This is a genomic window from Streptomyces echinoruber (genome assembly GCF_014651135.1).
Lineage (GTDB): Bacteria > Actinomycetota > Actinomycetes > Streptomycetales > Streptomycetaceae > Streptomyces > Streptomyces echinoruber.
Window position 1 is genome coordinate 126031 of sequence record NZ_BMWH01000015.1, and the last position, 13061, is coordinate 139091.

Annotated in this window: 10 protein-coding genes and 1 pseudogene; 6 read left to right on the forward strand and 5 right to left on the reverse strand. The window is 74.4% G+C overall.

The genetic code is table 11. The features are described from left to right. Window positions 1–198 precede the first annotated feature (198 nt). Window positions 199–1143 carry a glucosyl-3-phosphoglycerate synthase gene (locus tag IE225_RS18630; protein ID WP_190058680.1) on the forward strand — a complete coding sequence of 315 codons (945 nt, stop codon included), beginning with the start codon at window positions 199–201 and terminating at the stop codon, window positions 1141–1143. A gap of 159 nt (window positions 1144–1302) precedes the next feature. Next, a complete protein-coding gene (locus IE225_RS18635; protein WP_190058681.1) occupies window positions 1303–2712 on the forward strand; it encodes an alpha,alpha-trehalose-phosphate synthase (UDP-forming) in 1410 nt (469 codons plus the stop codon). A gap of 72 nt (window positions 2713–2784) precedes the next feature. On the opposite strand, the gene otsB is transcribed toward IE225_RS18635, so the two are convergent. From otsB to IE225_RS18650, 3 genes are all read right to left on the reverse strand, one after another. Beyond that, window positions 2785–3657: a trehalose-phosphatase gene (gene otsB / locus IE225_RS18640; RefSeq protein ID WP_190058682.1), complete on the reverse strand. Its 873-nt coding sequence runs from the start codon at window positions 3655–3657 to the stop codon at window positions 2785–2787. 204 nt (window positions 3658–3861) lie between these two features. Next, on the reverse strand, window positions 3862–4104 hold the full coding sequence (locus tag IE225_RS18645) for a DUF3263 domain-containing protein (protein WP_190058683.1): 243 nt from the start codon (window positions 4102–4104) through the stop codon (window positions 3862–3864). A 69-nt stretch (window positions 4105–4173) separates the two neighbouring features. Then, the gene (locus IE225_RS18650) at window positions 4174–5490 is read right to left on the reverse strand and encodes an ABC transporter substrate-binding protein (protein WP_190058684.1); all 1317 of its coding nucleotides are present in this window, start codon (window positions 5488–5490) and stop codon (window positions 4174–4176) included. A 151-nt stretch (window positions 5491–5641) separates the two neighbouring features. Between IE225_RS18650 and IE225_RS18655 the strand changes: the two are divergent. From IE225_RS18655 to IE225_RS18665, 3 genes and pseudogenes are all read left to right on the forward strand, one after another. Then, window positions 5642–6532, forward strand: a pseudogene (locus IE225_RS18655) (ROK family protein); the annotation flags it as partial. 334 nt (window positions 6533–6866) lie between these two features. After that, window positions 6867–7997 (forward strand): N-acetylglucosamine-6-phosphate deacetylase, encoded by a 1131-nt coding sequence (nagA, locus tag IE225_RS18660; protein ID WP_229879699.1) that lies wholly within the window; start codon window positions 6867–6869, stop codon window positions 7995–7997. A 144-nt stretch (window positions 7998–8141) separates the two neighbouring features. Beyond that, complete coding sequence (locus tag IE225_RS18665; RefSeq protein WP_190058686.1) at window positions 8142–9071, forward strand: 1-phosphofructokinase family hexose kinase; 930 nt, start codon at window positions 8142–8144, stop codon at window positions 9069–9071. Between the two features lie 194 nt (window positions 9072–9265). On the opposite strand, the gene IE225_RS18670 is transcribed toward IE225_RS18665, so the two are convergent. Next, on the reverse strand, window positions 9266–10225 hold the full coding sequence (locus IE225_RS18670) for a CBM35 domain-containing protein (RefSeq protein ID WP_190058687.1): 960 nt from the start codon (window positions 10223–10225) through the stop codon (window positions 9266–9268). A gap of 120 nt (window positions 10226–10345) precedes the next feature. Continuing rightward, the gene (gene cdgB / locus IE225_RS18675) at window positions 10346–12028 is read right to left on the reverse strand and encodes a diguanylate cyclase CdgB (RefSeq protein WP_190058688.1); all 1683 of its coding nucleotides are present in this window, start codon (window positions 12026–12028) and stop codon (window positions 10346–10348) included. A 427-nt stretch (window positions 12029–12455) separates the two neighbouring features. On the opposite strand from cdgB, the gene IE225_RS18680 reads away from it, so the two are divergent. Next, on the forward strand, window positions 12456–12974 hold the full coding sequence (locus IE225_RS18680) for a flavin reductase family protein (protein WP_229879678.1): 519 nt from the start codon (window positions 12456–12458) through the stop codon (window positions 12972–12974). Window positions 12975–13061: the final 87 nt, after the last annotated feature.

Consider the following 13061-nt stretch of genomic DNA (forward strand, 5'->3'; position numbering starts at 1 on the left):
TGCGGTTGTGGACACCGGTGACCCCGGACATGCGATGGTCACCCGCGTTGTTCAAGACTGTAACCGAAGGCCAGGACAGTTGAGACAGCCGTCCGAACCGCGAGACGGACCACGGCCCCGTCCCGCGGTGCCCACCCGTTCACCCCATGTCCACCCATCATGTCCACCCATGTCCATCCATGTGAGGAGCCGCCGACCGTGCTGGAAGAAGTCGAGCGCTGGCTGAGGACACGTTCCTGGTCCGTGACCGATCGCCCGCTCCACCAGGTCCTGGCCGCGAAACGGGCCGCCGGCTCCACCGTCAGCGTGGTGCTGCCCGCGCTGAACGAGGAGGAGACCGTCGGCGACATCGTGGCGGCCATCCGCCGCGACCTCGTGCAGCGGGCACCGCTCGTCGACGAGCTCGTCGTCGTCGACTCCGGCTCCACCGACCGCACCGCCGAGGTCGCCGCGGCCGCGGGCGCGCGGGTCGTGCACCGCGACGAGATACTGCCCCGCATCCCCGCCGTCCCCGGCAAGGGCGAGGTGCTGTGGCGCTCCCTGCTGGCCACCACCGGGGACATCGTCTGCTTCGTCGACGCCGACCTGCGGGAGTTCTCCTCCGACTTCGTCACCGGCATCGTCGGACCGCTGCTCACCGAGCCCGGCGTCGACCTGGTCAAGGCCATGTACGACCGCCCGCTCGGCGGCGCGGCCGGGCAGGGCGGCCGGGTCACCGAGCTGATGGCGCGCCCGCTGCTCAACATGCACTGGCCGCAGCTCGCCGGCTTCGTCCAGCCCCTCGGCGGCGAGTACGCCGCCCGCCGCTCCCTGCTGGAGCGGCTGCCCTTCCCCGTCGGCTACGGCGTCGAGCTCGGCATGCTCGTCGACGCCCTGCACCTGGTGGGCCTCGACGCCCTCGCCCAGGTCGACGTGGGCGTGCGCAGGCACCGCCACCAGGACGGCCAGGCCCTCGGCCGGATGGCCGCCGCGATCTACCGCACCGCCCAGCTCCGGCTGGCCCGCGGCCACCTGATCCGCCCCCGCCTCACCCAGTTCGAGCGCGGCGCGTCCGGTTTCGTGCCGCGCACCTACTCCGTCGACACCGAGGAGCGCCCCCCGATGATCGAGATCGCGGAGTACGCGGAGCGGAAGGTGGCGTAGGCGCCGCCCGGGGCCCTTCCGGACCGGTCGCCCGGTCCGGAAGGTCTTCCGGCGGGGGCGGCCTGTCCGGGAGGTCTTCCGGAGGGCCGCCCTGTCCGGAAGGTCTCGAAAACGCCGCCGAACGTTTGAGCGTTTCGGGGCCGGGCTAGGTTGAGTCTCATGGCTTCAACGCAGGCTGTTCAGGGTGCCCGGGTGCTGGTCGCGTCGAACCGCGGCCCGGTGTCGTACGAGGTGCGTGAGGACGGTTCGCTGCACGCCAGGCGCGGCGGGGGCGGGCTGGTGTCGGGTCTGTCGGCGATCGGGCCCGACGCCGGGGCGCTGTGGGTGTGCTCCGCGCTCAACGACGGCGACCGCGAGGCGGTGCGGCGCGGGATCGGCGAGCGCGGGGTGCGGATGCTGGACATTCCGGCCGACGTGCACGCCGACGCGTACAACGGCATCGCCAACTCGGTGCTGTGGTTCGTCCACCACATGCTGTACCAGACCCCGCTGGAGCCCGTGTTCGACGCGGAGTTCCGCCGCCAGTGGGCCTCCTACGAGCGCTACAACCGCGCCTTCGCCGAGGCGCTGGCGCAGGAGGCGGCGCCGGGGGCGGCCGTGCTGGTGCAGGACTACCACCTGACGCTGGTGCCGGGCATGCTCCGCGCGCTGCGGCCCGACCTGCGCATCGGCCACTTCTCGCACACGCCGTGGGCGCCCGCCGACTACTTCCGCCTGCTGCCCGGCGACGTCGCCGAGCAGATCCTGCGCGGCATGCTCGGCGCCGACCGGCTGGGCTTCCTCACCCGGCGCTGGGCGGACGCCTTCGTCTCCTGCTGCGACGCGCTCGTCGGCGGCCCGGGAAGCACCGAGATCGGCGTGCACGGGCTGGGCGCCGACGCCGACTTCCTGCGCCGCCGGGCGCACGAGCCGGACGTCGACGAGCGGATGGCCGCCCTGCGCGAGGAGATCGGCACGGCGCCGGACGGCCGGGCCCGCCGCACCATCGTGCGCGTCGACCGCACCGAGCTGTCCAAGAACATCGTGCGCGGCCTGCTGGCGTACCGGCAGCTCCTGGCGGACCACCCCGAGTGGCGCGAACGCGTCGTCCACGTCGCCTTCGCCTACCCCTCCCGGCAGGACCTCGCCGTGTACCGCGACTACACCGCCGAGGTGCGGCGGGTCGCCGAGCGGATCAACGAGGAGTACGGCACGGACACCTGGCGCCCGGTCGTGCTGCACGTCAAGGACGACTTCGCGCGCTCGCTGGCCGCCTACCGGCTGGCCGACGTGGCCCTGGTCAACCCCGTCCGCGACGGCATGAACCTGGTCGCCAAGGAGGTGCCCGTCGTCTCCGACGAGGGCTGCGCCCTCGTGCTGTCCCGGGAGGCCGGGGCGTACGAGGAGCTGGGCGAGGACGCGCTCTGCGTCAACCCCTACGACGTCCTGGAGACGGCCCGGGCCCTGCACGAGGCGCTGAGCCTGTCGCCCGGGGAGCGGGCCGAGCGCTGCAAGCGCCTGGTCGCGGCGGCCACCGCGCTGCCGCCGGCGCGGTGGTTCACGGATCAGTTGGCGGCGCTGACCTCCTGACCGGCCGGCGGCCGGGCCGGCCCGGTGCCCGGACCCGGCCGCCGGACCCTACGCCGGCCGCGCCGCCAGCCCCTACGCCAGCCGCGCCGCCAGCCCCTTCAGCAGGCGCACGACCCCCTCCGGGCCGTCCACCACCACGTCCGCCCGCTTCGACAGCTCCGTCACCTCCGTGCTGCCGCTGCACACCAGCAGGCCGGGGACGCCCTCGGCGCGCAGCCGGTCGACGGCGGCGTAGGCGGGCAGGTCGCCGAGGTCGTCGCCGGCGTAGAGGACCGAGGTGGCGCCGATGCCGCGGACGTGGTCGAGGAGGGCGACGCCCTTGTCCATGCCGGGCGGGCGCAGTTCGAGGACGAACCGGCCGGGTTCCACGACGAGGCCGTGGCGGGCGGCGAGCTCGGCCAGGGGGGCGCGCAGGGCCTCGAACGCGGCCTGCGGATCGGTGGCCCGCCGGGTGTGCACGGCGACCGCGCGCCCCTTCTCCTCCACCCACGTGCCGTGCCAGGCCCCGGCCCGGTCCAGCACGCCGGGCAGTTCGGCCCGCGCGGCGGCGACGCCGGGGTGCGGGGCGGGAGCGCTGACGGTGCCGGTGACGGCGTCCCAGCGCTCGGCGCCGTAGTGGCCGAGGACGACGAGGTGCTCCAGCCCGGGGACGCCCGCGAAGCCGCCGTAGCGGACGGCGACCCCGGCCGGGCGGCCGGTGACGACGGTGACCGCGGCCACCTTCGGCGCGAGCGCGGCCAGGGCCGGTACGGCGTCGGGGTGTGCGCGGGCCTGCTCGGGGTCGGCCACGATCGGCGCGAGGGTGCCGTCGAAGTCGAGGGCGATCACGGCCCGGTCCGGGCGGGCGAGAAGGGCGTCGAGCCCGTCCCGCCCGGCCCGGGTGGCCGGCGTCGGCAGGACGTCGGAGGGACGTGCGGGGTTCGTCGAGCTGGTTTCGCTACCCATACCGGGACCTTATCCAGCACGGCCCCGGCCAGTCGTACGACGGCGAACCACCGGCCGCCCCCCGCGGTGACGTCCCTCACGCCCACCGCCCGGTCACCGCCCGGCCGCTGTCCGGTCACCTCCCGGCCACCGCCCGATCACCCCGCGGTGACGTCCCTCACGCCCACCGCCCGGTCACCGCCCGGCTGCGTCGCGCCCGCCGTCTCACCGCTCGTCCCGCCGCGCCTGGCGCATCCGGCGCAGCCGGTTGACCGTCACCGGGTCGTGCGCCAGGGCGCGCTCGTCGTCGAGGAGGGCGTTGAGGAGCTGGTAGTAGCGCACGGGCGCCAGGCCGAGTTCCTCGCGTATGGCGCGCTCCTTCGCGCCGGGTCCGGAGAACCCGCGCCGCTCCAGTGCGAGGATGCCGCGCTCCCGCTCGCCGAGTTCACGCTGCCGGGGTTCGTCCATGTCCGGCACGGTACCTCCCGGCGCCGACAACGCCCGTGGCGCGGCGGCGCCGGCGGCGCCCGCGCGCGGTCACTGGGAGCCGTCCGCCGTCGTCGCCGACGACTGCAGCTCGCCGAGGACGGCCGCGGGGCTGGAGCCGGGGGCGACGGCCTGGCCGATGCGCTTCTTGATCTCGGCGCTGACCGTGGCCCAGGAGGTCTTGCCGACCGGGTAGAGCTGGGCGAGCGGAAGCTCCCGCAGGAAGGGGCGCAGGGCCTGGTCCTGGGGGGAGGCGGACATCGCCTCGGACGCCGAGGTGGTCACCGGCAGCAGGTCGTAGCGCCGGGAGAAGTCCAGGACGTTCTTGTCCTGGTAGACGAAGTCGAGGAAGTCACCGATCTGCTCGCGGTGGCCGTTCTTCTTGAAGCCCATCATCCAGTCGGCGACGCCCATGACGGCCTTGGCCGGCCCGGTGCGCCCGGGGAAGGCGACGGTGCCGAACTTCACGCCCTTCCGGGCGGCCTGCTGGATGAGCGTGGGATGCCCGTTGAGCATGCCCACCTGGCCGTCGGCGAAGGCGGCGAACGCGTCGGCGCGGTTCAGCTTCGCCGGGGCCACCGGGCCGGTGAGGCCCTTGGCCACGAGTTCGTCCTTGAGCCAGCCGAAGGTCGCGACGTTCTCCGCCGAGTCGAGGGTGTAGGTGCCGATGTCGTTGGTGTAGCCGGAGCCGCCGCTCAGCAGCCACTGCATGGTCTCGGCCTGCGCCTCCTCCGGTCCGAGGGGGAGCGCGAAGGGGTACTTCACGCCCTGCGCCTTGAGCGTCCTGGCGTCGGCGGCGAGTTCGTCCCACGTCCTGGGCGGGGTGATGCCGGCCTTGGCGAAGAGGGTCTTGTTGTAGAACAGCACGCGCGTGGAGGCCGCGAAGGGGATGCCGTACTGCTGGTGGTCGACCTCGCCGGCGTCCGCGAGCTGGCCGATGAAGTCCGCCTGCGTCTGGATCGAGAGCAGGTCGCTGACTTTGTAGAGCTGTCCCTTGGCCGCGTAGTCGGCGTACGCGCCGATCTGTGCCATGTCCGGCGGGTCGCCCGCGTCGACCATCTCCTTCACCTTGCGGTCGACGTCGTTCCAGGAGTACACGCTGACGTCGATCCGCACGTCCGGGTGCTTGGCCTCGTACGCCTTGACCAGGGCGTCCCAGTACTTCTTGGAGCTGTTGGCGGCGGAGTCGCCGTAGTCGGCGGCGACCAGCTTCAACGTCACGTCCGGGGAGCCGGTGCTCCCGCAGCCGCCTAGGACCGCCGTCATTCCGAGTGCGGCCGCCGCCGCGATCACGCCTGTGCCCGTCCTGCGTCGCCGCTGCTGCACTGCCTGTCTGCCCAACTCTGCTGCCGAATCGATTCTTCGCATCCCGGGCACCACACAGGGCCCAGGACACCATCCGTTCAACTTCTGAACACATAAGGTCTACACCACGTAAGTGGACTAGACCTCTTCCGGGTCTCCGGGCCACACTGTCCCCGTGGAACACGTCATCGCCCTCGATGTGGGCGGCACGGGGATGAAGGCCGCCCTGGTGGGGGTGGACGGCGCCGTGCTGCACCGGGAGCGCCGGGCCACCGGACGCGAACACGGCCCGGACGCCGTCGTCGAGGCCGTCCTCGGCTTCGCGGCCGACCTGCGCGCCCACGGCGAACGCCGCTTCGGCGTCCCCGCCGCCGCGGCCGGGATCGCCGTCCCCGGCATCGTGGACGAGACCCGCGGCATCGCCGCCTACGCCGCCAACCTGGGCTGGCGGGACGTGCCCCTGCGGGACCTGCTGAGCGCGCGGCTGGGCGGGGTACCGGTGGCCCTCGGCCACGACGTGCGCACCGGCGGCCTCGCCGAGGGCCGGCTCGGCGCGGGCCGGGGCGCACGGCGGTTCCTGTTCGTCGCGCTCGGCACCGGCGTCGCCGGCGCGATCGGGCTCGACGGCCGGGTGGAGGCCGGCGCCCACGGCTTCGCCGGGGAGATCGGCCACATCGTCGTACGGCCGCGGGGCCTGGCCTGCCCGTGCGGGCAGCACGGCTGCCTGGAACGGTACGCCTCCGCCGCCGCCGTCGGCCGGGCGTGGGCCGAGGCCGGCGGGGACCCGGACGCGGACGCCGCCGGCTGCGCCCGGGCGGTGGCCGCCGGGGACGCGCGGGCGCGGGCGGTGTGGCGCACGGCCGTCGACGCGCTCGCCGACGGGCTGGTCACCGCCCTCACCCTGCTGGACCCGGCCGTGATCGTCGTCGGCGGGGGACTCGCCGAGGCGGGGGACGTCCTGCTGTCCCCGCTGCGTGCCGCCGTGCGCGACCGCGTCACCTTCCAGAAACTGCCCCCCGTGGTCCCCGCCGCCCTCGGCGACGCCGCCGGCTGCCTCGGCGCCGCGCTGCTGGCCCGGGACCTGCTGGACACGGCGGGCGCGGCGCCCACCCCGGCGGCGGGCACCACGGCCGCCCCGGCGGCGGACGTCACGACCGCCGCCGCTCCCTCGGCGGACGCCGCGCCCGCTCCTGCTCCCGCTCCCGCGACGGACACCACCCCCGCCCCCGCGACGGACACCGCCGCCTCTCCCTCGGCGGACACCGCCGCCTCCCCCACGACCGCCCCCACTCCCACGACTCCCCGGAGGTAACCGCCTGATGGCCAGTGAGCCGAATGGGCCGCAGAGGCAGAGCCCGGCGCCGCACCCCGCGCCCTCGTCCCCGGCGCCGGGCGCCGCGCGGCCGCGGGCCCGCGCCTCCCGCCCGGCGGCGGGCACGGTGCTGACCGGCGCCCGGGTGGTGCTGCCCACCGGGGTCGTGGACGGCGGGCGCGTCGTGGTCGACGGCAGCCGCATCGCCGCCGCCGCGCCCGCTCACGCCGAGGTCCTCGACGTGAGCGGCCACTGGGTGGTGCCCGGCTTCGTCGACCTGCACAACCACGGCGGCGGCGGCGCCTCCTTCACCTCCGGCGCGGTCGAGGACGTCCTGCGCGGCATCCACACCCACCGCACCCACGGCACCACCACCCTCGTCGCCTCCACTGTCACCGGCGACATGGACTTCCTGGTGCGGCGGGCCGGGCTGCTGAGCGAGCTGGCCGAGCAGGGCGAGATCGCCGGGATCCACTTCGAGGGGCCGTTCATCTCCCCGTGCCGCAAGGGCGCGCACGCCGCGGAGCTGCTGCGCGACCCGGACCCGGCGGAGGTGCGCAAACTGATCGACGCCGCGCGCGGGCAGGCGCGGATGATGACGCTGGCCGCCGAACTGCCGGGCGGCACCGACTCCGTGCGGCTGCTGGCCGACCACGGGGTGATCGCGGCGATCGGGCACACCGACGCGACGTACGAGCAGACGGTGCGCGCCATCGACGCGGGCGCCACCGTCGCCACCCACCTCTTCAACGCCATGCCGCCGCTCGGCCACCGCTCCCCCGGCCCGATCGCCGCCCTCCTGGAGGACGAGCGGGTCACCGTCGAGCTGATCAACGACGGCACCCACCTGCACCCGGCCGCCCTCCAGCTCGCCTTCCACCACGCGGGGGCCGGCCGGGTGGCGTTCATCACGGACGCGATGGACGCGGCCGGCTTCGGCGACGGCCGCTACATGCTCGGCCCGCTGGAGGTCGAGGTCGCCGACGGCGTGGCCCGGCTGGTTCAGGGCGGGTCGATCGCCGGCTCCACCCTCACCCTGGACCGCGTCTTCCGGCGGGCGGTGACCGTCGACCGGCTGCCCGTCGAGGACGTCGTCGCGGCCCTGTCGGCCACCCCGGCCCGGCTGCTCGGCCTGGCGGACCGCATCGGCTCCCTGGAGCCGGGCAAGGACGCCGACCTCGTGGTCCTGGACGGCGACTTCCGGGTGACGGGCGTGATGCGGCGGGGTGAATGGGTGGTCGATCCCCAACTGGGTTGATCCGTCCGCCCGTCGGGAGCAGTGGCCGAGGCGTGGACTGGGCCGTACCCCGGTGTCTTTGGCATGATCGAGCCACCGGGGCGGCGGCACCGGTACGTCTCGTGACTCTCGGCAAGCGCATGCACTCGGGGGAGGTCGGCCCAGGTGATCCTCACGGTCACGCTGAACACCGCTCTCGACATCACCCACCGCGTCCCGGCCCTGCGCCCCCACGCCTCGCACCGGGTGACGGAGGTGATCGAGCGGCCCGGCGGCAAGGGCGTCAACGTCGCCCGCGTGCTCGTCGCCCTCGGTCACGAGGTGACGGTCACCGGTTTCGCGGGCGGCGCCACCGGCCGCGTCCTGCGCGACCGGCTGGCCGGCACGCCGGGCCTGGTGGACGCGCTCGTCGAGGTCACCGGCGCCACCCGCCGCACGGTCACCGTCGTCGAGGACCGCACCGGCCAGGTCACCTGCTTCAACGAGCCCGGCCCGCTCATCGCCCCGGACGAGTGGGCCGCCTTCCAGGAGCGGTACGAGCACCTGCTGGGCTCGGCCGCGGCGGTGGCCCTGTGCGGCAGCCTCCCGCCCGGGGTTCCGGTCAACGCCTACGCGGGCCTGGTCCGCGCCGCCCGCGCCGCGGACGTCCCCGTCCTGCTGGACACCGGCGGCGAGCCGCTGCGCCGCGCGGTCGCCGCCCGCCCCGACGTGATCAAACCCAACGCCGACGAGCTCGCCGAGCTGACCGGCGCCCACGAGCCGGTCCGGGCCGCCCAGGACGCCCGCCGCCGCGGCGCCCGCGCGGTCGTCGCCTCCCTCGGCCCCGAGGGCCTCCTCGCCACCACCTCCGAGGGCCGGTGGCGCGCCACCCCGCCGGCGCCCCTGGCGGGCCATCCGACCGGCGCGGGCGACTCCGTCGTCGCGGGCCTGCTGTCCGGCCTGGCCGACCACCTGCCCTGGCCGGACCGCCTGGTCCGCGCCACCGCCCTGTCCGCCGCGACCGTGGCGGCCCCGGCGGCGGGCGAGTTCGACCGGCGGACGTACGAGGAACTGCTGGGCCGGGTGTCGGTGACGGAACTGGCGAGCGCGGCGTGAGACGGGCGGGCGGCCGCTTCCCGCACGGCCTCCTCGGGCCTTCGCGCACCCTCCCCCTTTGCGCACCCTCCCCTTGTGAGCCTCCCCTTGTGAGCCTCCACGGCCTCCGCGGGCCTTCGTGAAGCTCTCCGCGCGGTCGCCGGAGTGCGGTGTCTCCGGCCCCCGCGCCTCGGCGCGGGGGCCGGGCGCCGGGCTCAGCCGCTCGACCTGACCCAGCCCTTGACCAGCCACAACTGGTCGAGGTTGGCGTCGCACTGGTTGCCCTGCTCACAAGAGATCTTGATGGTGTTCGTCCCCTTGTTGAGCCGGATCCAGTTGAAGGTCTTCGTCCAGCCCTTCTCGTAGTCGCCCTCGGGGGCGTTCGCCCAGTTCTTCAGCTTCACCGGCGTGGTGGAGGGCGTGCCGTTGACCGTGAGGGTGGCCGTGCCGTCCTTGCCCGGCACGCCGTAGGTGAGGAACAGCGTGTAGTCGCCGTCCTCGGGGATGCCATTGACGTTCCAGGTCACCGAGGCGCCCACCTGGTTGAACCCGGTCACGTACACCCCGCCGTCGGCCTTGGCGCCCTTGACGTCGGAGGCGGCGGTCGCGCCCCCTTCCAGTCGCAGCGCCTTCGCGTCGATCTTCGGCAGTTCCTCCTGGGCGCCCGGGCCGCTGCTCGCGGTCGAGCCGGGGGAGGCGCTCTGGGACGTGCGCGGGGTCGTGCCGCCGGAGGCGGTGTCCTTGCCGTCGTCGGAGTCGCTGCCGGCCATGGCGACGGCGATGCCGACGACGACGGCGGCGACGACGGCGATGGCGCCGATGAGGAGGCCCTTGGTGTTGGGGCCGCGGCCCCGGCCGCCGCCGTGGCCGGACGGCATGGGGGTGCGGGCGGTGGGGGCGCCGCCGGGGAGCGTCTCGGGTGCCGCGTAGTGGGCGCTGGAGGCGTTCTGACGGCCGTACGGGCCCTGCTGGGGCGGCGCGGCCTGCTGCCCGTACGGCGCCTGCTGCGGCTGCCCGTACTGGCGCTCGCCGACCGTGCGGACCCTGCTGACCGAGTGCGGGTAGCCGTAGCCGCCGGACGGCGGCTGGGCGCCCTTCGCCTGCCCGTCGGCGTACAGGTAGCCGAACGGGTCGTCGTCCTCGGGCGTGCTCGCGCCGTTGTTGCCGGGCGTCATCCCTAGGTGCTCCTCAACAGGTGCGGGGTCGGATGCGGTCGGTTCGTAGAAAGGCGAGCCTACCCGCTCCGACTGCCCCGAACGGGTGACCCGGATCGCACCAACCCCCCGACCCGGGTGTTATCCGGCACGCCGGTGCTGCCTGGGACGAGATCGTTTCTCGACGTACATCCGTTCGTCAGCCGACTTCAACACTTCGTCCGCGGTCATTCCACAGTGTGCCCACCCGATGCCGAAGCTGGCGCCGACGCGGACGGCGCGTCCCTCGGCGCGGATGGGCTGGATGATCTCGTTGCGCAGGCGCACGGCGAGGTCCTGCGCGTCGGCCCAGCCGAGCCCGTCGGCGAGGATGACGAACTCGTCGCCGCCGAGCCGGGCCACGGTGTCGCCCTCGCGCACGGCGTTGCTCAGGCGGCGGGCCACCTCGATCAGGACGGCGTCGCCGGCGTTGTGCCCGAACCGGTCGTTGATCGACTTGAATCCGTCGAGGTCGCAGAAGAGCACCGCGAGCCCCTTGGTGCCGTCGTCGCGGTCCAGGGAGGGGGCGACGGTGTGCACGTGGTGGTCGTAGGCGTCGTACGGCTCCCCGCCGCCCGGCCCGCCCGCGGTGAGGTCGGCGAAGTCGAAGGGGTGGCCGTCGGCCCCGGACCCGGGGTGGCCGTGGGCGGCGTCCAGGGCGGCCGGCTCGTCCGGGTAGGGGGAGGTCTGGGGGCGCTTGCAGAGGCGGGCGGAGAGGCGGGCGCGCAGCTCGGCGGAGTTCGGCAGCCCGGTGAGGGAGTCGTGCGAGGCGCGGTGGGCGAGCTGCAGCTCGCGGCGCTTGCGTTCCTCTATGTCCTCGACGTGGGTGAGGAGGAAGCGGGGGCCGTCGGCGGCGTCGGCGACGACGGAGTTGCGCAGGGAGACCCAGACGTAGGTGCCGTCGCGGCGGCCCAGGCGCAGCTCGGCGCGACCGCCCTCGGCGGAGGTGCGCAGCAAGGTGCCTATGTCCTCGGGGTGGACGAGGTCGGCGAAGGAGTAGCGGCGTATCGCGGAGGCGGGGCGGCCCAGCAGGCGGCACAGGGCGTCGTTGCTGCGCAGGATGCGGCCGTGCTGCTCGCCGCCCATCTCGGCGATGGCCATGCCGGAGGGCGCGTACTCGAAGGCCTGCCGGAAGCTCTCCTCGCTGGCGCGCAGCGCCTGCTGCTCGCGCTCCAGGCGGACCAGGGCGCGCTGCATGTTGGCCCGCAGCCGGGCGTTGGAGATGGCGATGGCGGCCTGGAAGGCGTACATCTGCAGCGCCTCGCGGCCCCACGCGCCGGGGCGGCGCCCGCTGCGCGGGCGGTCGACGCTGATCACGCCGATCAGCTCGCGGTGCTGCCCGTCGGCGGCGCCCTGCGAGTACATGGGGGCGTAGAGGCGGTCGGCGGGGTGCCACTCGTCCTCGTAGCGCGGCAGGGGCCCCTCGGTGTACCACTGCGGGACGTCGTCGTCGTCCAGCACCCAGCCCTCGGTGTGCGGGATGAACCGCAGGTCGCCCCAGGCCTCGCCCATGTTCAGCCGGCGCTCCCAGGACTCGCGGGAGCCGACCCGGCCGGTGATGAGGGCTTCGGCGGCGGGGTTCCCGGCGACGGCGGCGACGACCAGGTCGCCGTCCGGGCGGACCAGGTTGACGCAGGCCAGCTCGTACCCGAGACCGCTCACCACGCCGTCGGCCACGCGCTGCAGGGTGTCGGCCAGGCTGCGGGCGGTGTTCATCTCCGCCACGGCCTGATGCAACTGTCTCAGGGCCGCCAGCCGGACGTACGGCTCCGACTCGGTCTCCATGTTCGCCCTCCCCCCGAGACCTCGCAGCGAATCAAGGGTTCTCCGCCACTGAATCACAGCGCGAAGCCCACTCGGTACACAGGGTCAACAATTCTCGCCCCTTGTGACTCAAGTCACAGCCAAACGTGAGCAATTGGGCGGAGTTTCTGCGTTTTTCCTGTGTGTTTCCTGAACACAAATGGTGTGTCCCGTGGCACGGCACGCACCGCTCCACGCCCGGCGCGCACCGTTCCACGCCCAGCGCGCACCGTTCCACGCCCGGTGCGCCCGGTGTGTGCCGTACGGTACGCCTCTGGTCCTAGGTCCTGCCCGGGACCGGGGCCCGATGCGGCGGCCGTGACCCGGAGATTAGCGTTTCCCCGTGTTCGACTCCGCTCCCGCTTCGATCCAGACACTCCCTTCCGCCGCTCGTGGGCATGCTGAGGGGGTGAGCCACGACGAGTTCCGCGCCGCCCTGTCCCGCCTGGCCGCCGGCGTGGTCCTGGTGACCGCGCAGGAGCCGCCGCTCGACCCGGACGACCCGACGGCGCCGAGCGGCGAGGACGCCGGCATGACCGCCACCGCGTTCCTGTCCGTCTCCCTGGACCCGCCGCTGGTCCTGGTCAGCCTGCGGGCGGGCTCCCGCATGGACGACCTGCTCGCCGAACAGCCCCTGTGGGCGGTGTCCGTCCTCTCCGAGAGCCAGCGCCACATCGCCGGCCGTTTCGCCATGAAGGGCCGCGTCAGCGACCGCCTGCTGTTCGAGGAGATCCCCCACGTCCGCGGCGAGGTCACCGGCGCGCCCCTGGTGGGCGGCGCCCTCGCCACACTGGAGTGCCGCACCGAGCAGCGGGTGCCGGCCGGCGACCACACCCTCGTCATCGGCCGGGTCCTCACCACATCGCTGCCGAGCGCGGACGGGGAGCCGCTGCTGTACTTCCGGGGCCGCTACCGGCAGTTGGGGTGAGGCCCCCGGGCGGCCGCCCGGCCGACGGCCGCCCGGACTTTGCGTGCGGCCACGGTCCGCGCCCGATCGCGGTCTGCGCCCGGTCGT

What these genes read in the sequence shown, in the direction of transcription:
- cdgB (WP_190058688.1), bottom strand. Translation starts at nt 12,028, where the DNA reads ATGGAGACCGAGTCGGAGCCGTACGTCCGGCTGGCGGCCCTGAGACAG.
- otsB (WP_190058682.1), bottom strand. Translation starts at nt 3,657, where the DNA reads ATGGGTAGCGAAACCAGCTCGACGAACCCCGCACGTCCCTCCGACGTC.
- IE225_RS18670 (WP_190058687.1), bottom strand. Translation starts at nt 10,225, where the DNA reads ATGACGCCCGGCAACAACGGCGCGAGCACGCCCGAGGACGACGACCCG.
- IE225_RS18635 (WP_190058681.1), top strand. Translation starts at nt 1,303, where the DNA reads ATGGCTTCAACGCAGGCTGTTCAGGGTGCCCGGGTGCTGGTCGCGTCG.
- IE225_RS18645 (WP_190058683.1), bottom strand. Translation starts at nt 4,104, where the DNA reads ATGGACGAACCCCGGCAGCGTGAACTCGGCGAGCGGGAGCGCGGCATC.
- IE225_RS18650 (WP_190058684.1), bottom strand. Translation starts at nt 5,490, where the DNA reads ATGCGAAGAATCGATTCGGCAGCAGAGTTGGGCAGACAGGCAGTGCAG.